General features: G+C 62.0%; 24 protein-coding genes. 10 read left to right on the top strand and 14 right to left on the bottom strand.

Going from position 1 to position 20793, the window contains the following annotated elements; all coding sequences use genetic code 11:
• Positions 1 to 149: 149 nt before the first annotated feature.
• Genes dapD through AD928_RS10115 form a run of 3 tightly spaced genes read left to right on the top strand, consistent with a single transcriptional unit; the run spans position 150 to position 2851 of the window.
• Positions 150 to 998, top strand: coding sequence for a 2,3,4,5-tetrahydropyridine-2,6-dicarboxylate N-succinyltransferase (gene dapD / locus AD928_RS10105; protein WP_062250263.1), 849 nt, complete (start codon positions 150 to 152; stop codon positions 996 to 998).
• Positions 999 to 1025: 27 nt separating this feature from the next.
• Positions 1026 to 2222 carry a succinyl-diaminopimelate desuccinylase gene (gene dapE / locus AD928_RS10110; RefSeq protein WP_082779855.1) on the top strand — a complete coding sequence of 399 codons (1197 nt, stop codon included), beginning with the start codon at positions 1026 to 1028 and terminating at the stop codon, positions 2220 to 2222.
• Positions 2219 to 2851 carry a hypothetical protein gene (locus AD928_RS10115; RefSeq protein ID WP_231874902.1) on the top strand — a complete coding sequence of 211 codons (633 nt, stop codon included), beginning with the start codon at positions 2219 to 2221 and terminating at the stop codon, positions 2849 to 2851. The genes dapE and AD928_RS10115 overlap by 4 nt, the downstream gene beginning before the upstream one ends.
• A 176-nt stretch (positions 2852 to 3027) precedes the next feature.
• On the opposite strand, the gene AD928_RS10120 is transcribed toward AD928_RS10115, so the two are convergent.
• Positions 3028 to 4101, bottom strand: coding sequence for a YeiH family protein (locus AD928_RS10120; RefSeq protein ID WP_062250267.1), 1074 nt, complete (start codon positions 4099 to 4101; stop codon positions 3028 to 3030).
• Positions 4102 to 4208: 107 nt separating this feature from the next.
• On the opposite strand from AD928_RS10120, the gene AD928_RS10125 reads away from it, so the two are divergent.
• Positions 4209 to 5090, top strand: coding sequence for a LysR family transcriptional regulator (locus AD928_RS10125; protein WP_062250269.1), 882 nt, complete (start codon positions 4209 to 4211; stop codon positions 5088 to 5090).
• A gap of 6 nt (positions 5091 to 5096) precedes the next feature.
• Positions 5097 to 6191: an NAD(P)H-dependent flavin oxidoreductase gene (locus tag AD928_RS10130; protein ID WP_062250271.1), complete on the top strand. Its 1095-nt coding sequence runs from the start codon at positions 5097 to 5099 to the stop codon at positions 6189 to 6191.
• A 24-nt stretch (positions 6192 to 6215) separates the two neighbouring features.
• On the opposite strand, the gene truA is transcribed toward AD928_RS10130, so the two are convergent.
• Genes truA through def form a run of 3 tightly spaced genes read right to left on the bottom strand, consistent with a single transcriptional unit; the run spans position 6216 to position 8605 of the window.
• The gene (truA, locus tag AD928_RS10135; protein ID WP_082779856.1) at positions 6216 to 7082 is read right to left on the bottom strand and encodes a tRNA pseudouridine(38-40) synthase TruA; all 867 of its coding nucleotides are present in this window, start codon (positions 7080 to 7082) and stop codon (positions 6216 to 6218) included.
• Positions 7079 to 8026, bottom strand: coding sequence for a methionyl-tRNA formyltransferase (fmt, locus tag AD928_RS10140; RefSeq protein WP_062250273.1), 948 nt, complete (start codon positions 8024 to 8026; stop codon positions 7079 to 7081). Before fmt ends, truA begins: the two co-directional genes overlap by 4 nt.
• 18 nt (positions 8027 to 8044) lie before the next feature.
• Entirely contained in the window at positions 8045 to 8605 is a 561-nt protein-coding gene (def, locus tag AD928_RS10145) for a peptide deformylase (protein ID WP_179193742.1), read from the bottom strand.
• 243 nt (positions 8606 to 8848) lie between these two features.
• Here def and AD928_RS10150 point away from each other — a divergent pair, with 243 nt between their 5' ends.
• Positions 8849 to 9340 carry an Hsp20 family protein gene (locus tag AD928_RS10150; RefSeq protein ID WP_062140536.1) on the top strand — a complete coding sequence of 164 codons (492 nt, stop codon included), beginning with the start codon at positions 8849 to 8851 and terminating at the stop codon, positions 9338 to 9340.
• 112 nt (positions 9341 to 9452) lie between these two features.
• Entirely contained in the window at positions 9453 to 9683 is a 231-nt protein-coding gene (locus AD928_RS10155; protein ID WP_373320543.1) for a DUF1150 family protein, read from the top strand.
• Positions 9684 to 9785: 102 nt separating this feature from the next.
• Here the strand turns inward: AD928_RS10155 and hpf are convergent, their stop codons facing one another.
• Complete coding sequence (gene hpf / locus AD928_RS10160) at positions 9786 to 10400, bottom strand: ribosome hibernation-promoting factor, HPF/YfiA family (RefSeq protein WP_062250277.1); 615 nt, start codon at positions 10398 to 10400, stop codon at positions 9786 to 9788.
• Between the two features lie 325 nt (positions 10401 to 10725).
• On the opposite strand from hpf, the gene AD928_RS10165 reads away from it, so the two are divergent.
• Entirely contained in the window at positions 10726 to 11010 is a 285-nt protein-coding gene (locus AD928_RS10165) for a hypothetical protein (protein ID WP_156470177.1), read from the top strand.
• Here the strand turns inward: AD928_RS10165 and lptB are convergent.
• The 7 genes from lptB to AD928_RS10200 all read right to left on the bottom strand — a co-directional run bounded on the left by lptB (position 11007) and on the right by AD928_RS10200 (position 16833).
• Positions 11007 to 11828: an LPS export ABC transporter ATP-binding protein gene (lptB, locus tag AD928_RS10170; RefSeq protein WP_156470178.1), complete on the bottom strand. Its 822-nt coding sequence runs from the start codon at positions 11826 to 11828 to the stop codon at positions 11007 to 11009. The two genes, AD928_RS10165 and lptB, sit on opposite strands and share 4 nt — an antisense overlap.
• 3 nt (positions 11829 to 11831) lie before the next feature.
• On the bottom strand, positions 11832 to 12944 hold the full coding sequence (locus AD928_RS10175) for an LptA/OstA family protein (RefSeq protein WP_062250280.1): 1113 nt from the start codon (positions 12942 to 12944) through the stop codon (positions 11832 to 11834).
• A 1-nt stretch (position 12945) separates the two neighbouring features.
• The gene (gene lptC / locus AD928_RS10180) at positions 12946 to 13680 is read right to left on the bottom strand and encodes an LPS export ABC transporter periplasmic protein LptC (RefSeq protein WP_062140547.1); all 735 of its coding nucleotides are present in this window, start codon (positions 13678 to 13680) and stop codon (positions 12946 to 12948) included.
• Positions 13677 to 14684 (bottom strand): KpsF/GutQ family sugar-phosphate isomerase, encoded by a 1008-nt coding sequence (locus tag AD928_RS10185; RefSeq protein WP_062250282.1) that lies wholly within the window; start codon positions 14682 to 14684, stop codon positions 13677 to 13679. Before AD928_RS10185 ends, lptC begins: the two co-directional genes overlap by 4 nt.
• Before the next feature lie 27 nt (positions 14685 to 14711).
• Positions 14712 to 15371 carry a ribonuclease D gene (locus AD928_RS10190; protein ID WP_062250322.1) on the bottom strand — a complete coding sequence of 220 codons (660 nt, stop codon included), beginning with the start codon at positions 15369 to 15371 and terminating at the stop codon, positions 14712 to 14714.
• 118 nt (positions 15372 to 15489) lie between these two features.
• Positions 15490 to 16053 carry a DedA family protein gene (locus AD928_RS10195; RefSeq protein WP_231874853.1) on the bottom strand — a complete coding sequence of 188 codons (564 nt, stop codon included), beginning with the start codon at positions 16051 to 16053 and terminating at the stop codon, positions 15490 to 15492.
• A gap of 273 nt (positions 16054 to 16326) precedes the next feature.
• On the bottom strand, positions 16327 to 16833 hold the full coding sequence (locus tag AD928_RS10200) for a YaiI/YqxD family protein (protein ID WP_062250285.1): 507 nt from the start codon (positions 16831 to 16833) through the stop codon (positions 16327 to 16329).
• Between the two features lie 197 nt (positions 16834 to 17030).
• Between AD928_RS10200 and rlmB the strand changes: the two genes are divergently transcribed.
• Positions 17031 to 17867 carry a 23S rRNA (guanosine(2251)-2'-O)-methyltransferase RlmB gene (gene rlmB, locus AD928_RS10205; protein ID WP_043551964.1) on the top strand — a complete coding sequence of 279 codons (837 nt, stop codon included), beginning with the start codon at positions 17031 to 17033 and terminating at the stop codon, positions 17865 to 17867.
• On the opposite strand, the gene AD928_RS10210 is transcribed toward rlmB, so the two are convergent.
• Together AD928_RS10210 and AD928_RS10215 are read right to left on the bottom strand one after the other, a co-directional pair.
• Complete coding sequence (locus AD928_RS10210) at positions 17801 to 19162, bottom strand: purine-cytosine permease family protein (protein WP_062250287.1); 1362 nt, start codon at positions 19160 to 19162, stop codon at positions 17801 to 17803. The two genes, rlmB and AD928_RS10210, sit on opposite strands and share 67 nt — an antisense overlap.
• A 40-nt stretch (positions 19163 to 19202) precedes the next feature.
• Positions 19203 to 20021 (bottom strand): SDR family NAD(P)-dependent oxidoreductase, encoded by an 819-nt coding sequence (locus tag AD928_RS10215; RefSeq protein ID WP_062250289.1) that lies wholly within the window; start codon positions 20019 to 20021, stop codon positions 19203 to 19205.
• 120 nt (positions 20022 to 20141) lie between these two features.
• Here AD928_RS10215 and gmk point away from each other — a divergent pair, with 120 nt between their 5' ends.
• A complete protein-coding gene (gene gmk / locus AD928_RS10220; protein WP_062140562.1) occupies positions 20142 to 20792 on the top strand; it encodes a guanylate kinase in 651 nt (216 codons plus the stop codon).
• Position 20793 lies beyond the last annotated feature (1 nt).

A 20793-nucleotide genomic window follows, 5' to 3' on the forward strand; every position in this document is an offset into this window, starting at 1 on the left:
ATCAGAGCCCGACTCTGAACCGTGCTGATGGCAGGTGTCCGGCACCGGCGCGTTGACAGGAGCGTGCCCTGTCCGCATGGTTCCTTCCTCTTTTTGCCGGTCGGTGGCGCTGCCCCGGCCCTGTTCTCCATCCTGTCTGACGGTGTCTCATGACTGAAGAAACTCTCCGCGCTCAAATTGAAACTCTGTGGGAAGCTCGTGACCGGATTTCCTCCGCCACGACGGGTGACGATCGCAAGGCGATTGAAACCGCTCTCGAGGCGCTGGATTCCGGGCGTCTGCGCGTTGCAGCCCCCAGCGAAAATGGCTGGGTGGTGCATGAATGGCTGAAAAAGGCTGTTCTGCTTTCTTTCCGTCTGAATGACAGCGTTATCATGCCGGGTGCTGCTGCGGGCGGCCCGGCGTTTGACAAGGTGCCCGTCAAGTTTCAGGACTGGGATCAGGCGCGTTTTGAAAAAGCCGGTTTCCGCGTAGTGCCGGGTGCCATGGTGCGTTATTCCGCTTACATCGCACCGGGTGCGGTGCTGATGCCGAGCTTTGTGAACGTGGGCGCCCATGTGGGCAGCGGCACCATGGTGGATACCTGGGCGACCGTTGGCAGCTGTGCGCAGATTGGCAGCAACTGCCATATCAGCGGCGGTGCTGGTATTGGCGGTGTTCTGGAACCGCTGCAGGCAGCTCCGGTCATTATTGAAGATAACTGCTTTATCGGTGCGCGCTCCGAAGTGGCGGAAGGCGTGATTGTGGAGCGCGGTTCCGTGCTGTCCATGGGCGTGTTCCTCGGCGCGTCCACCAAGATTGTGGACCGTGCAACGGGTGAAATCTTCATGGGTCGCGTTCCGGCCTACTCCGTTGTGGTGCCGGGCACGCTGCCGTCTTCTAAGCCGGTTGGCCCCGATGGCCGCCCGAACCCCAATCTGGCCTGCGCCGTGATTGTGAAGCGGGTGGACGAGCGTACACGCTCCAAGACTTCCATTAACGACCTGCTGCGCGACTAAGCAGAGGGAACCTCGGGCAGACACGCAATGACATATTCAGCGCCGGACCAGACCCTTCCAACCGGACCCCAGACCGGGCTTTTGCCCGAGCTGACAGACCCGGTGGCGGTGACGCAGGCGCTGATCCGTCATGCCTCTGTCTCGCCCGATCCCGGTCCGGCTCAGCAGACTCTGGCGGCTATGCTGGAGGCGCTGGGCTTTACTGTGGTGTCTCTTCCTTATGGGGAAGGGGCAGAACGCACGCCCAACCTGTTCGCGCGGCTGGGCACGGCTGGGCCGCACATCTGTTTTGCGGGGCATACCGATGTTGTACCGCCGGGTGCGGAGAGTGCGTGGACGCATCCGCCTTATGCGGCGGAAATTTCTGATGGCATTCTGTTCGGCCGTGGCGCGTGTGACATGAAGGGCGGCATTGCCGCGTTTGTTTCCGCCGTGGCGCGATGCGTGGAGCAGGGCGGCGTGCCCGGTTCCATTAGTCTTCTGATTACCGGCGATGAAGAAGGCCCCGCCACCTACGGCACCTGCAAGGTGCTGGAATGGATGGCGGAGAAAGACCAGATCCCGGATTATTGTGTGGTGGGTGAGCCGACCAATCCCGCCGCCATGGGCGATATGATCAAGATCGGCCGCCGGGGCAGCCTGAACGCGCATATTGTGGTGGAGGGCGTGCAGGGGCACGTGGCCTATCCGCATCGTGCCGATAATCCGGTGCATAAACTGCTGAGCGTGCTGACCGCCCTGCGGGAGACGCCGCTGGATAACGGCTCCGAGTGGTTTGAACCGTCCAGCCTGCAAATTACCAGCATGGATGTGGGCAACACGGCCACCAATCTCATTCCCGCCACGGCGAAAGCCCGGCTGAATATCCGGTTTAATGACCTGCATACGGGGGCTGGCCTGAAAGGCTGGCTGGAAACCATTTGCCGCCAGCATGCGCCCACGGCGCGGGTGAGCGTGCGGATTAGCGGGGAATCGTTCCTCACGGCACCGGGGCCGGCGACGGACCATCTGGTGCAGGCCGTGCAGACTGTCACGGGCCGCACGCCCAAGCTGGATACCGGGGGCGGCACGTCTGACGCCCGCTTTATTGCAAACTATTGTCCGGTGGCCGAATTTGGGCTTGTCGGGGCCAGCATCCATAAGGTGGATGAACACACCACACTGGCTGATCTGGAAACATTGACGGTGATTTACAAGACCTTTCTGGAAGGGGTCATGGCGTGATTTCAAGTTCGGGTTCTGGCAAGCAGGGTAACGGTCGCAGAATTTTGCAGGGTATGCTGCTGCTGGCCAGTGGGCGGCGTGAAGGCATTGCGTGCTTTCAGGGCACGCCGGATTCCTTTGGCGCGGCACTGGCACCGCAGTTGGCATTGCTGCTGGTCGGCCTGTTTCAGGCGGCCATGCAGCCGGATAAGGCACTGGGCTTTACCAAGCTTCTGCTGTCTCTCTGCGTAGTGCTGCTGCCAGCTGTTGTCTCCCAGTTTTATGCCCATAAATGGGGGCGGGATGCGCTCTGGATGCGCTACATCACGGCGGCCACATGGTGCGGCTGGGTGGTGGTGCTCATTTCTCTGGTGGCCACAGTTCTGGCGGGCCTGCTATTCCCGCCGCTGCTGCATCAGCCGGGGTTCATGGCTTCCCTGATGGTCACCGTCTCCATTTATGAGATGTGGCTGCAATGGTATGTGGCCCGCGTCGGGCTTGGACTGACCCGGAGCCGTGCGCTGCTGCTGTATGTCTCGGTTCTGGCTGTCACACTGGTTCTCTATGGCCTCGCAGCACTTCTGCCGCCGCATTACATCGTGATGCAGGATCTGCTTCAGCCGATGATTGCGGTCAAACCGTCTCACTAAACAGAGCGGTTTGTGCGTCGGAGTGCTGACGCTCTGTTTCGAGAAAGCCTGTGCTGGTTTGAGATATTTTCTCTCAGACTGCACAGGCTTTTTTATGGTGTGAGGTGCTGGGTTACGGATCATAGGCTGGCTCACTGGCTCACTGGCTCAGCGCGAAGAGCACCTTTTCCCCGGTCTTATCGCAGATGCACGACATCCAGTAACAGCAGGCTCAGCACGCCAAGCCCGGCCAGTGAGAGGACGACCGCCGTTGTTACGCGGCCCCCGGCTCTGGTCACGGTTCGGGCATTGACGCCAAGCCCGAGGGCGGCCATGGAGATGACGGTCAGCACCGTGGCGACCTGATTGATTGGCGCAATCCATCCGGCAGGCACCAGACCGAAGGTGCGGCAGAGCATGAGAGCCAGAAAGCCCAGAATGAACCACGGCACGAACTGCGCAAAACCGGCCCGTTTGGGGGAGGCAGGCCCGGCGGTGATGTCACTCCCATCAGGCTTTTCCGGGGGGAGTTTGGGGGCAAGGAGAGAGAGGGCAAAACAGACCGGCCCCAGCATGAGCACCCGCACCAGTTTGACCACGGTGCCCATCTGCACCGCCAGCGTGCCAAGCGGCAAGGTGGCGGCCAGAACCTGCGGCACGGCATAGACCGTCATCCCGGCAAAGATACCAAAGGAGATGCCCGTCATACCCGCCGCAATGCCCAGCACTGGCAGACCAAGCACCACGACTACGCCCAGCACAGCAGTAAAGGCGATGGAGGCGGCCACATCCTTGGCGTCTGCCCGGATCACGGGGGCGACGGCGGCAATGGCGGAATTCCCGCAAATGGCATTGCCGCAAGCCACCAGCAGGGCCATACGGGGCGGCAGGCCCAGCAGCGTGCCAATGCCAAAGCTGACCAGAATGGCAGCGGCGACAACCGCAGCAATGCCCACCAGCAATACAGGACCGAGGGAAACCACGCTGGCAGCACTTATGGACACGCCCAGCAGGACCACGGAAATTTCAAGCAGCGTGCGGGCGCTAAAACAGATGCCCGCCTGCCAGCCGGCGTCCGGCGACCACAGGCTCCGCACGCAGGTGCCCAGCAGAATGGCCAGCACAAGGGCTTCCAACCACGCCTTGCCAAATAACAGCACTTCGACCGATTGAAGGGCGTAGGCGGCAGCGGTAATCGCCACGCATAAACCAATGCCCGGCAGCAGAGTGCGAGCGGTGTGCAGTAGGGAAAAATTGGCGGGTTTCGTCATCTCGATGTCCTTCTGCCGTTTGATCTAGGCGCAGAAGATCAATCAATCCAACGCATTGTTTTTCTTATTTCAATCAGTAAAAGTGATGAATGAGGGGGCGGATTGGCATGACACTGGAACAGCTTCGTATTTTTTTATGTGTGGCTGGGCGTGAGCACATGACGGAGGCCGCCCGGGCTCTGCATGTCACGCAGTCTGCTGTTTCGGCGGCTATTGCAGCTTTGGAGGCTCGGCACGGGGTCCGGCTGTTTCATCGGGTGGGGCGGGGCATTGTGCTGACGGAAGCCGGAACGCTGTTTCTGGCTGAAGCCCGCATTATTCTGGATCGTGTGCAGGCGGCGGAAGCCATGCTGGATGATCTGAGCGGTTTGAAGCGCGGCACCCTGCGCGTGGTGGCCAGCCAGACCATTGCGGCCTACTGGTTGCCGCCGCTGCTGGCGGCCTTCCGTGAGCGGTTCCCGCATATCGAAATCGTGCTGGAAATTGGCAACACCCAGCAGGTGGCCGCGCATGTGCAGGCCGGGCAGTCTGACCTTGGGATTGTGGAAGGCAAGGTGGACAATCCAGTTCTGGCGCAGTGGCCCATTGCGCAGGATCAGCTGGTGCTGGTGCAGTCTACACCGTTTGATGCACACAGCTGCACGGCCAAAGCGTTGCAAAAAGCCCGCTGGATTATGCGGGAGCAAGGGTCCGGCACGCGGTCCACGCTGGATGACTGTTTGCGGCAGATTGGCGTGAAACCAGAAACTCTGCATGAGGCACTTGTGCTGCCCTCCAACGAGAGTGTGCGCACGGCAGTGGAAGCTGGAGCGGGGATTGCGGGCCTGTCCTCACTGGTGGTGGCCCCGGCTCTGGCGGCGGGCATGTTGCATGTGGCCCCGGTGACTTTTGGCCCGCGCGTGTTCTTCGGTCTGCGGCACAAGGAACGGTACCGCAGCCACGCCGTTGAGGCTTTGACAGATTTTATTGCCCAGCGTTCGGCGGACTGAAGAGAGATGCACCTTCCTGAACAACTCGGCCTGACAGTTCCGGTCTTTCAGGCTCCGATGGCCGGTGTGTCCACTCCAGCGCTTGCGGCGGAGGTTTCCAATGCGGGCGGGTTGGGCGCACTGGGGCTGGGGGCGACAAAGCCTGAGCAGGCACGTGCACTGATTGCGGAAGTTCGGGCGAGGACTGATCGGCCATTCAACGTCAATCTGTTCGTGCATCCTACGCCCAGAGCAGATGCAGAGCGTGAGGCGCGCTGGCTGGAGTGGCTGAACCCTCTTTTTGCGGAGCATGGTGAGGCCGCACCAGAAAAACTCTCTTCACCTTACACAAGTTTTCTGGATGACCCGGAGATGCTGGCGCTCCTGCTGGAGGTCAAACCGCCCGTCATCAGCTTCCATTTCGGACTGCCCCCGGCTGCCTCTGTCATGGCCCTCAAACAGACGGGTGCTTTCCTTCTGGCGACTGTCACCAGCCCCGCCGAGGCGCAGGTGGCAGAAGCTGCCGGGATGGATGCGGTGATTGCACAGGGTATTGAGGCCGGAGGGCATCGGGGCATGTTTGACCCGCATGCGCCGGATGATGCGCTGGGCACGTTCCCGCTGGTCCGTCTGCTCAGCCGCCAGTGTCATGGTCCGGTGATTGCTGCTGGCGGCATTATGGACGGGGCCGGGCTGGCGGCCGCGCTGGATTTGGGGGCCGTGGCGGCGCAAATGGGCACGGCATTTCTGCTTTGCCCGGAAACGGGGTTGGATGAGGCGTATCGAAAAGCCCTGATGGGGCAGGCTGCTTTTCACACCCGCATGGTCAGCCTGATTTCCGGTCGGCCCGCGCGAGGGCTATCCAACCGGTTTACTGCGTTGGCTGATAGCCCCGATGTACCGCCGTGCCCGGATTACCCCATTGCGTATGATGCCGGGAAGGCTCTGGCGAAAGCAGCCGGTTCCCACGGGGAGGCAGGCTTTGGCGCACACTGGGCCGGGCAGGGGGCGCCGCTGGCCCGCGCTCTGCCTGTGGCCCGCTTGGTTCGGGAAATTCAGGCGGAATACACGGAAATTCTGAAACAGCGGTCGCGCCAGATTAAGCGCGCGGGACTGGTTTGACGACTGCCAGAGCCAGTGTCTGCGTTAGTATGAGGCTGGCGGGTTTGCAAACGGATCAGGATTATAGCCCACGCCGGTCAGATACAGGCCTTCTGCCGGGGCGGTCGGGCCTCCGGCGGTGCGGGAGCGGGCGTCCAGCGCTGCGGTAATGCGCTCCGGGGCCCAGCGTTCCCGGCCAACAAGAACCAGCGTGCCGACCATGTTCCGCACCTGATGGTGCAGAAAGGACCGCGCGCGGGTGCGGATATGCACTTCCTCGCCCACACGCTCCACCGTCAGGCTGTCCAGCGTGCGGACCGGGTTTCTGGCCTGACAGGCGGCGGCCCGGAAGGACGTAAAATCATGCGTGCCCACAAGCCTGTCTGCACCTTCGCGCATCTTGTCCAGATTCAACCGGGCGCGCACATGCCACATATGGGTGGCTCCAAGGGCCGGGGGCGAGGGGCGGTTGATAATGCGGTAGAGGTAGGAGCGCCATGTGGCGGAAAACCGCGCGCTCCATTTCTCCGTCACCAGTGCCGCCTGCAGCACGGCAACAGGGTGGGGTTTCAGATGGTAGCTCAGCCCGTCACGCACAATATGCGGGGCAAGGTTCATATCTGCAGGGAAGTCCAGATGCGCGACCTGCCCCAGTGCATGCACGCCCGCATCCGTCCGCCCTGCGGTAATGCTGGAGACGCGCCGCCCATTGGCCATGCGGGTGGCGGCTGCTTCCAGCAGGCCCTGCACGGAGGTGCCAACACTCTGTTTCTGCCAGCCGACCAGACCCGTGCCGTCATATTCGATTTTGACAGCCCAGCGCTGGAATGCCTGCTCGGTCTGGGCATCCTTATGCGGATCAGACGGAAAAACGGGCGAGGGTTCGGAGAGAAACGACGGCAGCTCGGTCATTCGGCGTCGGGTGCGGCTGGCGGCGTGTGATACAGGCGCGTGCCTGCGGGCATGGGCTGGCCGCGCAGGAAGGCATCGGCGTCCATCATGCCACGACCGGGCTTTTGCAGGCGGGTCAGGCGGAGGGCGCCGTCTCCACACGCAATGGTCAGAGCATCATCCAGCGTCGTGCCGGGGGTAGCGGTGTGCTTGCGGTCGGGCAGCGGGGTAGCCGCACCAATTTTCAGCACGGTGCCATCGGCCTGTAAGGTAAAGGTGCCGGGCCAGGGGGTGAGGGCACGAATGCGCAGATCGAGTGCCGTAGCAGACTGGGACCAGTCCAGACGGCCATCTTCACGCGTCAGCATCGGGGCGTAGGTTACGCCGTCTTCCGGCTGCGGCGTGGGGGCGGGGCGTTCGGCCAGCACGCGCACGGCCAGTTGCCCGCCAATAGCACTTAGCGCGTCATGCAGGCTGCTGGCGGTAGTCTCGGCGGTAATGGGCACGGCTTCACGCAGCAGCATGGGGCCGGTATCAAGGCCCGCTTCCATCTGCATGATGGTCACGCCGCTTTCCGTATCACCCGCCAGAATGGAGCTCTGGATGGGGGAGGCCCCGCGCCAGCGCGGCAACAGGCTGGCATGGATGTTCAGGCAGCCAAGGCGCGGCGCGTCCAGCATGACCTGTGGCAGAATGAGACCATAAGCAGCCACAACAGCGGCATCGGCCTCAAGGGCAGCAAAGGCGGCCCATTCTTCCTCATTTTTACGCAGCTTTTCGGGGTGACGCACCGACAGGCCGAGGGCTTCCGCCGCCTGCTGCACGGGCGAGGCCCGCAGCGCCTTACCCCGCCCAGCGGGGCGCGGGGGCTGGGAATACACGGCGACAATCTCGTGCCCTGCGGCATGGAGGGCGTGCAGGGCAGGCACCGCAAAATCCGGTGTGCCCATAAAGATAAGGCGCATGGTATCCAGCCCTCCGGCTTATTTCCGCTTCTGTTCCTTGGCCAGCCGCCGCAGGATCATATTGCGGCGCAGCACGGAGAGGTGATCCACAAACAGGATGCCTTCCAGATGGTCAATTTCATGCTGCATGCAGGTGGCCAGCAGGCCGTCCACTTCACGCTCCATCACATCGCCACCGACAGTGCGCCACTGCACGCGCACCTTTTCCGGGCGGGTGACTTCGGCATACTGGTTGGGCAGGGAAAGGCAGCCTTCCTCCCGCGCGGCCAGTGTTTCCGTCTCGGCAATCACTTCGGGGTTGATCATCACGATCGGCTCGCGGGCGTCTTCCTCGCCCAGATCAACCAGCGCAAAACGCAGGCCGAGGCCCACCTGCGGGGCGGCCAGCCCGATGCCGGGGGCGGCATACATGGCGGAAAACATGCTGGGCAGAACCCGGCGGATGTCCGCCATATCTTCCGGTTTTACCTCACGCGTCTTGCGCCGCAGCACGGCATGCGGGGCAATGAGAATGGGCATAGGAGCGGCATCTGCCGCCGCAGCGGAAAAAGCTGCATCTGTCATGGCTGCGTCTGTCATACGCCCGATTTAACCTCCCGCGCCCGGCTACGCCAGAGGGAGATGGCGCTGATGACACAAAAACCGTGGGAAATATGCCGCACTCGGCCTCTGTTATGGGGTGCAAACCCGCCGGAGTGGCAGTTTCAGGCATGCGTGGGCTTCCGTGCAGTCTTGCGTTTGGCCGGGTGTCTCCCATATCGTGAGGAAAGCCGGGTGCCATGAAGGGCCCGGTTTCTGTCTCGCTCAGAAAGGGGAGGCTTTATGTCTGGCAGAGTATTCGGTTCACCCATGTTCCTAGGTTTTGACCATCTCGAGCAGATGCTCGAACGGGCCAGCAAGGGGAACGGGGATGGGTATCCACCCTATAATATTGAACAGATTGCCCCCAACGGGCTCCGGATTACGCTGGCGGTTGCCGGGTTCCGGATGGATGACCTCCAGATTACGCAGGAAGACAATCAGCTGGTGATCCGTGGCCGGCAGGTGGAAGACGGTGAAGAGCATGTCTATCTGCATCGTGGCATTGCCTCCCGCCAGTTCCAGAAGGCGTTTGTGCTGGCTGAGGGGATAGAGATTGGCGGGGCCTGGCTGGATAATGGCCTGCTGCATATTGATCTGTTCCGCCCGCAGCCGGAAGTGCGCGTCAAACGGATTGAGATCATGCAGCCCGGCACCCCGAAAAGTGCAGCAGCCTCGGCCAGCGGGCTGAAGCCGCGCACCTCCCGTATGTTGCATACGGTGGTGGAGGACTGAAAAGCCCGGCTCAGGACGGGTGGGGATCTTTCCCCGCCAGCCTGCGTTGGCGTTATAGATACGGAAAGGAGACACCATGAGAGTCACGACCCGGAACGGACGTGTTGTTCTTATGCCCGATGAGTCGGATAAACCGTTGGATGTCCATCAGCTTTCCGAAAATCAGTTTCGGTCTCTGGGGGTTGTCAATGTCGCCTATGTGCGCCCGGCTCTGACAGAGGATGGCGAGGAAGGCTGCGCCATCCATGCTGCCGATGGCTCACCGCTGGCGGTGGTGGATGATCTGGAAACCGCGTGGGGGGTTATTCTCCAGCACGACATGGTGCCGGCCAGCCTTCAGTAAACCTTCGGGCAAGGCCAGCTTATGAAAAACCCTGCCACATACGGGAGAAAATTTCCGTCGTGTGGCAGGGCATTTTTTTGAGCAAAAGGGTGAGGACGTCCTTCAGGACGGCCCCGTATCCACCCAGCCGATATTCCCGTCATCCCGCCGGTAAACCAGATTGATCTGCTGATTTTTGCGGTTACGGAACAGCAGAATGCTGCATGCGGCGAGGTCCAGCCGCATGACGGCCTCACTCACGCTCAGGGTGGGGATATCCGTGGTGTGTTCCGCAATAATGGCGGCGTAGGTTTCGGCTTCCGCCGTGGCTTCATGGTCTACGCCATTGTCCTGCTGGGCTTTGGTGTCCGCAGCGGATGGGGTGGATTTCAGCACGTAGGATCGCCCGGTTTCGGGCGGAGCCTCCGCCGTCTTGGTAGCGCGGGCGTGGGAGGTGACGCGGCGATGGTAGCGGCGCAGGCGTTTGGCGATATGCTCGGCGGCATCATCAAACGCGGCGTTCGCGTCTGCGGCCTCGCCTTCTCCGCGCAGGGTCAGGCCGCGGCCTGCATGCACGTTGATATCGCAGGTGAAGAAGGAACGGGCTTTACTGAAAGTCACATTGGCTTCCAGCGCCTTGTCAAAATATCGTTCTGCAAGGCCGCCCAGGTGAGCATTGACCCGATGTTTGAGCGCATCGGACAGAGCAATCTGTTTACCGGAAACATGAATATGCATCGGATGTCGTTCCTCGCTGGTTAAGAGCAGGACCGTCTTTGCCTGAGCGCGGAGCCGTAACAGATGCAGCCCTCTCTCAGGCGCAGGCGGCTTAACTCATCAGGACACGGGGTGACTCCCTCATGCCTGCCAGTATTTGGGCATGGTTGGCGGGGGTCTGTCTATGGGTTTGTGACAGTTTTAATATAGGAACCAGCGGGGGTATTCTGGCGTTATAGCGGCCGCGTTTAGGGCAGACTCTGAAAAAACCACCTCTTTCGGGGTTGCTGTGCCGGAAAGCTGGCGCATACAACACAAGACAGAGTTGCAAGCCAGACAGGATGCCATGCTTTTAAGATCCAGCCCGCCCGTCAACATGCCCAAAATGCGCCACAAGTGGCGGGCCAAAGTCGCGATCCTGCTGGTGCTGCTGGCCGCTTACGGCAGCATCATGTGGTACATGACGCACTATAAGCCGCCGATGGAAAAGGTGGTGATTCCGGTAGAGGTGGTCAAGCAGAAGCCAAAAGCTGATGCCGCCCGCCTGCCAGTGCCGCCCATCACGCTGGAACCCGCACCGCCCGTGCCGGAGATGGCCCCGCCACAGCTGGTGATTAAAGGGCGGCGTTAGAGCGAGAAGCTCTCGCCCAGATACACACGGCGCACGTCTTCATGCGCCACAATCTCTTCCGGCACGCCCTGCATCAGCACCTGCCCGCTGTGCATGATGTAGGCGCGGTCAATGACTTCCAGCGTCTCACGCACGTTATGGTCGGTAATCAGCACGCCAATGCCACGGTCTTTCAGGTGCGAGACGAGGTCTCGGATTTCGCCCACCGCAATGGGGTCAATCCCGGCCAGCGGTTCATCCAGCAGGATGTAATGCGGCTGGCTGGCCAGTGCGCGGGCAATTTCCAGACGCCGCCGTTCACCGCCTGAAAGGGCGAGGGAGGGGGAGCGGCGCAGGTGGGAGATGCCGAATTCGCTCAGCAGGCCATCCAGCATTACTTCCCGCTGGTCCGGGTCACGTTCCACCACTTCCAGCGCTGCCATAATGTTCTGTTCAACATTCAGGCCACGGAAAATACTGGCTTCCTGCGGCAGATAGCCAATGCCCAGCCGCGCGCGGCGATACATGGGGAGCTGGGTGATGTCCGCACCATCCAGCGTGATGGAGCCGGTATCAGGCTGCACAAGGCCCACAATCATATAAAAGCTGGTGGTTTTCCCGGCCCCGTTTGGCCCGAGCAGGCCAACGGCCTCGCCCCGATGCACCTCGATGGAGACGTTCTTCACCACCTCGCGCTTTTTGTAGGATTTGCCAATACCGTTGGCAAACAGGCCGTGGCCGGGCGCGTGCGGGGCGTTCGGGTTGGTTGGTTCAGGACCCGGTCCGATGACCTGATCTTCCACCGTTTCTTCCGAAGTCCAGCTGATCTCCTGCGTCATCCGTTATTTCCTGTCCGATGAGTCGCCACTGTTGGGCACAACCAGACCGCTCACGCGGCTGCCCGGGCGTTCTGTCATGGTTGCCAGACCTGTATGCATGTTGATGATAGCCGCAGCGCCCTGGATCTGGTTCGGTCCACGGGTGATGTGCACATTCCCCACAATGCGGGCAATACCGGTATCCGGCACATACACACCCCGGTCCCCGGTGACGGTTTCCGTCTGGGTGCGGACCCACACATGGCCAAACGCGTTGACCTTTTCCAGCTTGCCAGAACCATTGGCCAGCGGGTCAGACGAGTTCTGGTTTGCGTCTTTCTTCTGGTCTGCCGGCTGCGCGGACTGGTCCGGCGGAGCGCTGTAGCCCACCAGCACATCCGCACGGATCTGCCGGTTGTCATTGGTTGTCACAGTCGCATTGCCGCGCCCAATGGAAATGCGCTGCTGCGAGTAATATTCCATGGAATCCCGCGCCGTCAGAATATCCTGTGGGGTGGTCAGTTTCAGCGCCTTACCGGTCATGACCAGTACGGCCTGATCCATGTCATACACGGCCTTATCGCCCCAGCCCTGATCGGTCTGGGTGTAGATATGAACGTGGCCGACGGCTTCCAGTCGATAAATTTCGTTCGCGCCAGAGGAATCCGGGTCACCGCCCTCGGTTTTGCCGTTCGCAGGCTTGGCGTCTGCCGGAGCCGGCGTGCTGGCCGGGGCGGGAGGCTGGCCGGTTGGGGCTACGGCGTCTGACCCCGGTTTGGCGCTGGCCGTTGTGCCGGTAACCGCCCCAGCCGGAGCGTCACCCTGCGCGGGAGCGGGCGTGCCGTCGGGGGCGGCCTTCTTGCGGTAATAGGCAATCAGCTTGTCCGCCGTCACCGTTACGTCACCGCGCACGGCCTTGGCCTGATCATACGCCGTGACTTTTTTCTGGTTCTGGTCCCAGTCAAACCCACCGGCTGCGGTGACGGTAATCTGGCCGCCATGCGAGAGGTCGATGGACTGCGCGTGCGCCGTGCCACAGAACAGGGCCGCCAGCAGCGGGAGTGCAGCAAGCCCGAAAGCAGGAGCCAGCACCGGGCGGCGCAGGCCGCGCAGGCGGGAGGATAAGGTCAGGAGCATATCAGGAGGCCTTCCCATCAGCCGGATGGCTGCCGCGGTCGTCGTTCAAAATCAGTCGGCCCGGCCCGCGGAACTGGGCAATGCCTTCATGCTGAGACACCAGATATCCTTTTGCATCAAGCACGCCAAACGGCCCTTCCGCCCGCACCCAGCTATCGGACGCAATAATGCCCGTGCGGACATCCACATCCGCCACAGGGCTGCGCATCATAAGGCCATCATCACGATACAGGGTGACTTCTCCGGTCAGGTCAAGAATCTGTGCATGCTGCATGTAGACCCCTTTTTCCGATCGGACCAGAAGCCAGCTTCCTCCCTGACTGAGGATATCGGCCACAGGGTTGTCCAGATCCATCCGTTCCGGGTTGGCCTGATGCGCACTGTCCGCCGTAATCATAAAGGGGCGGTTATGCTCATCCAGACCACGATAGGTCGCGCCAATCAGATTGCCGCTTTCCACTTTAACCTTGGAGATTTCCTTCAGCGCCGCCTTGTTGGCGTTAATCAGCCGGTCCACTTCCGGCCAGACGGCAATGGAGCTGAGCAGCAGCAGAGCCGTGGCGGGCAGAACCCATTTGGCCCAGCGCAGCAGCATCCGCCTGCGGGCCAGTTCTCCCGCATCAGGCGGCAGACGGCGGGCGATGGAGGGGGCCATACGTTCGCGCTGCTGGCGAACGGTTTCTTCCGAGCGGGCAAAATCATCGCGTTGAGGTGGGCGGCCGGAAGGTTCCGTCATCCCACACCTGCCCGTAGCAGATCATGCACATGCACAACGCCCATCGGGCGGCGGTCTGCATCCAGAATGAACAGGGAGGTGATGGGGCGGTCGCGTTCGTTCATCATGCGCAGCGCATCAGCAGCAAAAATGTCAGGCCCTATGGTGAGAGGGTGACGGTTCATGACATCCTTTGCCAGCGTGGTTGTCAGATCATGGTCCAGCGCGCGGCGCAGGTCACCATCCGTGATCAGCCCCGCCAGTCGGCCATTATGGTCCAGAATGCCAATGCAGCCTAGAGCCTGACGCGTCATTTCCATAATGACATCCCGCATCGGGGTGTCTTCACGCCCCAGAGGGATGTCTGCGCCGGTGCGCATCAGTTCCTGCACGGTGCGCAGGCGGCTGCCCAGACGACCGCCGGGGTGATAATTGCCAAAGTCACTCGCAGTAAAGCCGCGCTGGCGCAGCAGGACCACAGCCAGAGCATCCCCAAAGGCCAGCTGCATGAGGGTGCTGGTGGTCGGGGCCAGCCCCATCGGGCAGGCTTCCGGCATGGCGGGGAGGGTGAGCGCCACATCCGCCGCAGAGGCCAGCGTGGAATTTGCCCGGCTGGTCACCGCCAGCAGCGGCAGGCCAGCCTTGCGGGTGTGGGCGGCAATGTCGCCCAGTTCCGTGGTCTCACCGGAGTTGGAGAACGCCAGAACCACATCGCCCGGCTGCACCATGCCCAGATCCCCGTGTGAGGCCTCGGCAGGGTGAACAAACAGGGCGGGGGTGCCGGTGGAGCAGAGAGTGGCCTGAATTTTCCGGGCCACATGGCCGGATTTTCCAATACCGGTGACGACCACCCGGCCCGACACATGCAGCAAGATCTCCACAGCCCGCGCAAACGCGCCCCCCAGCCCGGAGGGGTCCTGCAACGCACAGTCCAGCGCATCCAGCCCGGCGCGCTCGGTCTGAATAACGGTTGCGGCCTCCTTCGCGAGGCGGTCAGGTGCGTCTAAGGTGGCGTGTTCTGTCATGCGGGGCAGGCTCCGGTCCGGGCTGGATCAGGCGCGGTGAGAAAAGATATCCGGGTCTTCATAACCCAGAAGGTCAAGCCGGGCACGCGCGGGCAGGAAGTCGTAGCAGGCCTGAGCCAGCTCACGACGGCCCTCACGGTGCAGCAACGCATCCATTTTCTGCCACAGCGCATGCAGATACAGCACATCGGACGCGGCATAAGCCAGCTGTTCCGGCTTGAGGTCCACAGCGCCCCAGTCAGACGTCTGCTGCTGTTTGCTCATCTCAACCCCCAGCATATCCCGGCACAGAGCGGCCAGACCGTGGCGGTCCGTAAAGGTGCGGACCAGACGGGCGGCAATTTTGGTGCAGACCACGGGGCTGACGGTAATGCCCAGCGCATGCTGGAGAATAGCGACATCAAACCGTGCAAAATGCATGATCTTGGTCACGGCGGGATCGGCCATCAGGCGTTTGAGGTTCGGGCAGTTATAGCCTTTGCCGCCGAGGAATTCCGGGATGATCTGCACCAGATGCGCCGTGCCGTCCCCTGCGGAAAGCTGCACAAGGCACAGCCGGTCCCGATGGGGGTTGAGGCCCATGGTTTCCGTATCCACGGCAACAGACCCGGTAAAGGTCAGCCCGTCGGGCAGGTCGTTGCGATGTAGAGTGATGCTGCCCTCGGAAGAGCTCCGGGATGCGTTCATGACCCGCTCCATGCCTTGTTGTTGATCAGGCTCAGACGGATACAGCCGGGATGGCGGAATGTCCATTCTGGACACCCTGCCGAGGCTTTCAGGCGATTTGATGGTGACGGTAGCGACTTCAGGATGCGGAGAGCGTGCCGTTCCGGGATTCCTGCAAGGCAAGCTGGGTCAGCCGGGCCTCATTTTTCTTCAGGAAGCGCCCCATGGCGACCATACCGCCAATGGCCGCAATGCCGATGACAATGCCAACCGGGCCAGAGACTTCTGAAATCTTGCGCCCCAGAGCATAAGTGCCCAACGCATAACCGCCCGCCCAGCACGTGCCCCCCAGTGCATTAAACAGCATGAAGCGCGGCCAGTGCATGCGGCACGCCCCGGCCAGCACGGCCACAAATACGCGCACCACGGAAATAAACCGGCCACAGAAGACAATGGCGCTGCCGTGATGGTGGAACAGATATTGCCCCAGAATGAGCCGCTGGGAGGTCAGGCCGAAGCGTGGGCCATATTTTTCCAGCAGCGGTAGCCCGACTTTGCGGCCAATAAGGTAGCCGATGTTATCGCCAATAATCGCCCCTGCCACAGCGGCAACGGCCACCCAGCCAATAGCAAGGTGATGGGTCTTCAGGCAGTACAGCGAGGCCGTGATGATGCAGGCTTCAGCCGGCACAGGCACACCCATGCTCTCCATCATGACAATCAGGGTGACAATGCCATAGCCGTAATGCTGAAGCAGCGTGTCCAGATGGTGCAGCAGGGGTCAGGTGTCCTTGTGCAGGAGAGTGCGACAGAACCGCACGGGGTGATGCGGACCATGCCGCAAACCTTTTACCGGGAGAAGGCAGGCTGCGGCATGGCAGTTCTTCGATCGTCTCGCTGAAGAGGTTAGTACGCCTGATTGTCGTCGGGTCTTTGACAGTCTTACCAGCCGGGTGTGCTGACCGCACCTTCAAATTCAAACACTCCGCCCACCCGGCGGCGCTGCCAGACGCGCTGCCAGAACGCTGCCTGCCGCCTGTTTTTTACCGCGGACCACGGCTGTATCCAGTGCGGAGAGAAAGGCGGAACGGTCTTTTTTGGTAAAGCTCTTGCCGCCGCCCAGCATGGTTCCGGTGGAGCGGAGGTCTTCCATCAGGTTGCGCATGGCCAGCGCCATGCCGATGGCGTTTTCATCCAGAATGCGGCCATTGGGGTTCAGCACACAGGCCTTTTTTGCCACGCAGCGGGCGGCCAGCGGGATGTCTGAGGAAATCACGATGTCATGCGGTTTGACGTGCTGGGCAATCCAGTCATCCGCCACGTCCATGCCGTCCGTCACCACAATGCGCTCAATCTGCGGGGAGGCCGGGGCGGCCAGCAGGCGGTTGGAAACTACATAGGTTTTCAGCCCGTGGCGTCCGGCCACCTGATAGGTTTCATCCCGCACCGGGCAGGCATCGGCGTCTATAAAAATACGTATCATGCTCTGAGTCCTAGGCCGCGTAGCTGCATGGTTGCAAGGGATGCGACGGATGGGCCGCACCTGCTTGCAGGGGCCGTGGCGGCCAGTAAGGCAGCCAGAGGTGCGTCATCTGCCCCGGAAGCTGCGGCAAAGGGGATAGCCCGGCGGTGGCAGTTTGCGGTAGGGAAGGGGCTGAACACGATAGCTCAAGGTTTTATATGCGCACTCCCCGTTCTGGCCGTCCGCCTCGCCGCTCGCGCGGTGCTTCTCCCGCTGGGCGCGAGGGGGCCGCACCCGCTGGCGCCTGCTGGCTGTTTGGCACCCACGCCGTGGCTGCCGCTCTGGCTAACCCGAACCGTGTGTTCCAGCGCCTGCTGGTGACGGAGCCCGAGCATCCGGCGCTGCTGGCGGCAAAAGAAGCCGGGGCTGTGATCCGCATTGAGCCGGAAATTGTCCAGCGTGCCCGTCTGGATGACATGCTGGGTGAGGACGCCGTGCATCAGGGCGTGGCCGTGCTGGTCAAGGCGCTGCCTAACCTGACGCTGGAAGAAGCGCTGGAACGCCCCGGCCCGGTGCTGGTGCTGGATCAGGTAACGGACCCGCGCAATGTGGGCGCAATCCTGCGGTCTGCCGCTGCCTTTGGCGCGGCCTGCCTTGTGGTGCAGGACCGCAACGCGCCGGAAGAAACCGCCGTGCTGGCCAAGGCTGCCTCCGGCGCACTGGAAACGGTGCCGATGGTGCGGGAAGTCAATCTGTCTCGCGCTATTGAAGCCTTGCAAAAAGGCGGCTGCTGGACAGTCGGGCTGGATGCAGGCGGTGGCCTGCTGGATGGTCCGTCCTTCAAGGGCCGCCGTGTGGCCCTCGTGCTGGGGGCGGAAGGCAAGGGCCTGCGCCGCCTGACGCGTGAAAGCTGTGATGAAATTGCCGGGCTTTACATGCCGGGTGAGATGGAAAGCCTGAACGTGTCCGTAGCCGCAGCCGTTGGGCTTTATGAACTGGCGCGTGAACGCATGCCCAGCACATACCAGCCCCCGGCCACAAAGAAGCCCACGTAAGAGCCAATATCGGCGCCGTCCAGCCAGCGGGCGACGGGGCCGGTGTAAAGCTGGCTGTCAGAAAATAGCAGGATGGTCAGCACGGAGGTCACGGCAAAAATCGTGGCCCCATAGGTCCAGCCCGGTGGCACCGGGCGCGGCTGGCGGGTGCCGCAATACCAGTCGGCCAGCACAATGCCGATCCACGGCGCAATCCAGTACATGGTGACCAGCAGATAATCCGTATAAAGCGCGGTGTAACGCCCGGCACCCGCCACGGCCAGCCCATAACCCAGCAATGCGGTCAGGATGGCAGCGGCAACACGCGGCACATGCAGCCCAGCGGAAATCAGGCTGTAACTGGCTGTATTATCGTTAAACGAATTGCCGGTGATGGAAGACAGCGCAATCGCTGCCAGCGCCACAGCCCCCAGTGGTCCCATGGCCTGCTGGAGCGAGGCAATCACGGCAGTAGGCGAGGGATTGGCGACGCTCCCGGCACTAATCAGCCCCAGAATCTGGAATGGAATAGCCGAACTCAGCAACCCGGCCAGCGCCAGCCAGACCACTTTTTTCGGGTTGGTATCGGCTGGCAGATACCGCGTGTAGTCCGAAGAATAGGACGCCCAGGAGAGGTTGAAGCTGACCAGAATCCCCGTGGCGAGCAGGAAGGTGGACAGGCTGACCGGATGGTGGGCTGCAATGGGAGCAGCGCCGCGCACGGCAAACACCACGCCCATCAGAATGAACGTCACCAGCAGCAGCCCGCCCAGATATTTCTGCACGGCCTGCACCACATGATGCCCGTAAATGGAGGCCACCATCTGCACGGAGGCCAGAACAGCGAGTGCGAACCAGAAGGGCAGGGAGACGCCCGCCAGCATCAGCAGCGCCATCAGGGCCGTGGCGGCGGGCACGTTGTTCACCGCGTCCCACCCCACACAGTAAATCCAGTTGAGGAAAGCCGGAGGGCGCACGCCCAGACGCCCCAGTGCGCGGCGGGAGGCTTCCATCTGCGTCAGGCCGGTGGCCGGACCAATGGAGGCGGCAAGGGCGACTGGCAGCGCGCCAATAAGGTTGCCCAGCAGAACCGCCAGCACTCCGGTCTTGAAGTCCAGCCCCAGACTGATGAGTAGCGCCCCCGTCACCCAGCCGCCCGGCCCCAGATTGGGGGAGAAGTGGCTCCAGAAGACTTTGTCCAGCGCCATGGTCTTCTGGTCCGCAGGCACGGGCTCCCGCACGGACGCTTCGGAAAGATCCTCCATCAGGTGGTGCTGGGTGGAGGCAGGGCCGGAAGAGGCGGGGGGCGTTGTCATGCCGGGTCAGGTCCTGAAAAGGCGAGGCCGAAGAGGCGCGTTAAGACAGATCCGGCTCCGGCATGCTGCCAGCAGCGCCGGTTGGCTGATGATTATAATAGGCTTCGGCCAGACGGATAGGCAGAAGGTCCATAAAACGAGACCCGGCGACCAGCCAGCGCGGAAAGACAATGCGCCGTTCGTTCCGCCGCAGCCCACGCAGAATACGGCGGCTGGCATTCTCCACATCCGTCAGCCCCGGCATGGGGAAATGGTTGCGGGCCACCATAGGCGTGTTGAGAAACCCGCAAACCACGGAGGTCATCAAAATCCCCGCCTGCTTCATATTGCCGCCCGTGGCGACCATGAAGCGGTCCACTGCCGCCTTGGAGGCGCTGTAGGACGGGGTGCCGGGGTAGGACACAATGCCTGCCACAGAGGAAATAGCGCAGATGCGCCCCCGCATTCCATCATCCGCGCGCGGCTGGCGGCGCATGATCTGCAGGGCAGGCAGCACCGTGTTCAGCACGCCTTGCACATTGGTTTCAAACATCCGGCGGATCTGCGCGTCCGGTTCATACGGTGCATCGTCCGGGGTCGGGGCACTGCGAGTGCCGCCGGTAATGCCGGCGCAGGCCAGAACCATGTCCAGATGGCCGGTATTATGCACCCATTCTTCCATGCCGAGGCGGTCCGTCACGTCACAGAGTCGGATTTCTGCTGCTGCTCCGCGCGAGATACACTGGCGGGCCGTGTCGGTCAGGCGGTCACTATTGCGGCCCCCCAGAAAGAGCCTGCGGCCCGGCCGGGCCAGCGTCAGAGCCAGCGAGCGCCCCAGTCCGGATGACGCGCCGGTAATCAGAACGGTATCGTGTTTCATGTCGCCCTCTTAACCCGAGACTGTTAGAAGATCTCCCCATTATGGCACCCTGACGGCGCTTGTGGCAGAGACGCAGGGTGAGTGGTGAGTTGAGAACACGGAATAGGATGGAACGGCGGTATGTCGAACGCAGCGTCTGAACAGGGTAAGGGCATCAAACGTCGGGGTGTGTGTTTTGTCATTTCCGCGCCGTCGGGGGCGGGGAAATCGACCATTGCCAACGCGTTGCGGGCGTCTGAACCTAAGCTGCGCCATTCTGTGTCCGTCACCACGCGCCAGCCGCGCCCCGGTGAGAAGGAAGGTGTGCATTACCACTTCCGCACCATGGAGCAGTTTGAAGAGATGGCCGCCAACGGCGAGCTGCTGGAATGGGCCATTGTCTTTGGCCGGGGCTACGGTACCCCTCGCGCGCCGGTGGAAGAAGCGCTGAACGCCGGGCATGATATGGTGTTTGATATCGACTGGCAGGGCCACCAGCAGATTCGTAAGGCGCTGCCGGATGATGTGGTGAGCCTGTTTGTGCTGCCGCCCTCTCTGGTCGAACTGGAACGCCGCCTCCATTCCCGTGCCTCCGACCACCCGGATGAAATTGCCCGCCGCATGGCTGCCGCACGGGATGAAATTTCCCATTGGCGGGAGTTTGATCATGTGGTGGTCAATACAGAGCTGGACCGTGCCATCTTTGAAGCCCGCGCGGTGCTGACAGCCGGACGCCTGCTGACGCGCCGGCAGACCGGGCTGGCCGATTTTGTGCAGACCTTCGGAGCCTGAT

The organism is Acetobacter cerevisiae (assembly GCF_001580535.1).
Taxonomy (GTDB): Bacteria; Pseudomonadota; Alphaproteobacteria; order Acetobacterales; family Acetobacteraceae; genus Acetobacter; species Acetobacter cerevisiae.

What these genes read in the sequence shown, in the direction of transcription:
- dapD (WP_062250263.1), top strand. Translation starts at nt 150, where the DNA reads ATGACTGAAGAAACTCTCCGCGCTCAAATTGAAACTCTGTGGGAAGCT.
- dapE (WP_082779855.1), top strand. Translation starts at nt 1,026, where the DNA reads ATGACATATTCAGCGCCGGACCAGACCCTTCCAACCGGACCCCAGACC.
- AD928_RS10120 (WP_062250267.1), bottom strand. Translation starts at nt 4,101, where the DNA reads ATGACGAAACCCGCCAATTTTTCCCTACTGCACACCGCTCGCACTCTG.
- AD928_RS10125 (WP_062250269.1), top strand. Translation starts at nt 4,209, where the DNA reads ATGACACTGGAACAGCTTCGTATTTTTTTATGTGTGGCTGGGCGTGAG.
- AD928_RS10130 (WP_062250271.1), top strand. Translation starts at nt 5,097, where the DNA reads ATGCACCTTCCTGAACAACTCGGCCTGACAGTTCCGGTCTTTCAGGCT.
- truA (WP_082779856.1), bottom strand. Translation starts at nt 7,082, where the DNA reads ATGACCGAGCTGCCGTCGTTTCTCTCCGAACCCTCGCCCGTTTTTCCG.
- fmt (WP_062250273.1), bottom strand. Translation starts at nt 8,026, where the DNA reads ATGCGCCTTATCTTTATGGGCACACCGGATTTTGCGGTGCCTGCCCTG.
- def (WP_179193742.1), bottom strand. Translation starts at nt 8,605, where the DNA reads ATGACAGACGCAGCCATGACAGATGCAGCTTTTTCCGCTGCGGCGGCA.
- AD928_RS10150 (WP_062140536.1), top strand. Translation starts at nt 8,849, where the DNA reads ATGTCTGGCAGAGTATTCGGTTCACCCATGTTCCTAGGTTTTGACCAT.
- AD928_RS10155 (WP_373320543.1), top strand. Translation starts at nt 9,453, where the DNA reads ATGCCCGATGAGTCGGATAAACCGTTGGATGTCCATCAGCTTTCCGAA.
- hpf (WP_062250277.1), bottom strand. Translation starts at nt 10,400, where the DNA reads ATGCATATTCATGTTTCCGGTAAACAGATTGCTCTGTCCGATGCGCTC.
- AD928_RS10165 (WP_156470177.1), top strand. Translation starts at nt 10,726, where the DNA reads ATGCTTTTAAGATCCAGCCCGCCCGTCAACATGCCCAAAATGCGCCAC.
- lptB (WP_156470178.1), bottom strand. Translation starts at nt 11,828, where the DNA reads ATGACGCAGGAGATCAGCTGGACTTCGGAAGAAACGGTGGAAGATCAG.
- AD928_RS10175 (WP_062250280.1), bottom strand. Translation starts at nt 12,944, where the DNA reads ATGCTCCTGACCTTATCCTCCCGCCTGCGCGGCCTGCGCCGCCCGGTG.
- lptC (WP_062140547.1), bottom strand. Translation starts at nt 13,680, where the DNA reads ATGACGGAACCTTCCGGCCGCCCACCTCAACGCGATGATTTTGCCCGC.
- AD928_RS10185 (WP_062250282.1), bottom strand. Translation starts at nt 14,684, where the DNA reads ATGACAGAACACGCCACCTTAGACGCACCTGACCGCCTCGCGAAGGAG.
- AD928_RS10190 (WP_062250322.1), bottom strand. Translation starts at nt 15,371, where the DNA reads ATGAACGCATCCCGGAGCTCTTCCGAGGGCAGCATCACTCTACATCGC.
- AD928_RS10195 (WP_231874853.1), bottom strand. Translation starts at nt 16,053, where the DNA reads ATGGGTGTGCCTGTGCCGGCTGAAGCCTGCATCATCACGGCCTCGCTG.
- AD928_RS10200 (WP_062250285.1), bottom strand. Translation starts at nt 16,833, where the DNA reads ATGATACGTATTTTTATAGACGCCGATGCCTGCCCGGTGCGGGATGAA.
- rlmB (WP_043551964.1), top strand. Translation starts at nt 17,031, where the DNA reads ATGCGCACTCCCCGTTCTGGCCGTCCGCCTCGCCGCTCGCGCGGTGCT.
- AD928_RS10210 (WP_062250287.1), bottom strand. Translation starts at nt 19,162, where the DNA reads ATGACAACGCCCCCCGCCTCTTCCGGCCCTGCCTCCACCCAGCACCAC.
- AD928_RS10215 (WP_062250289.1), bottom strand. Translation starts at nt 20,021, where the DNA reads ATGAAACACGATACCGTTCTGATTACCGGCGCGTCATCCGGACTGGGG.
- gmk (WP_062140562.1), top strand. Translation starts at nt 20,142, where the DNA reads ATGTCGAACGCAGCGTCTGAACAGGGTAAGGGCATCAAACGTCGGGGT.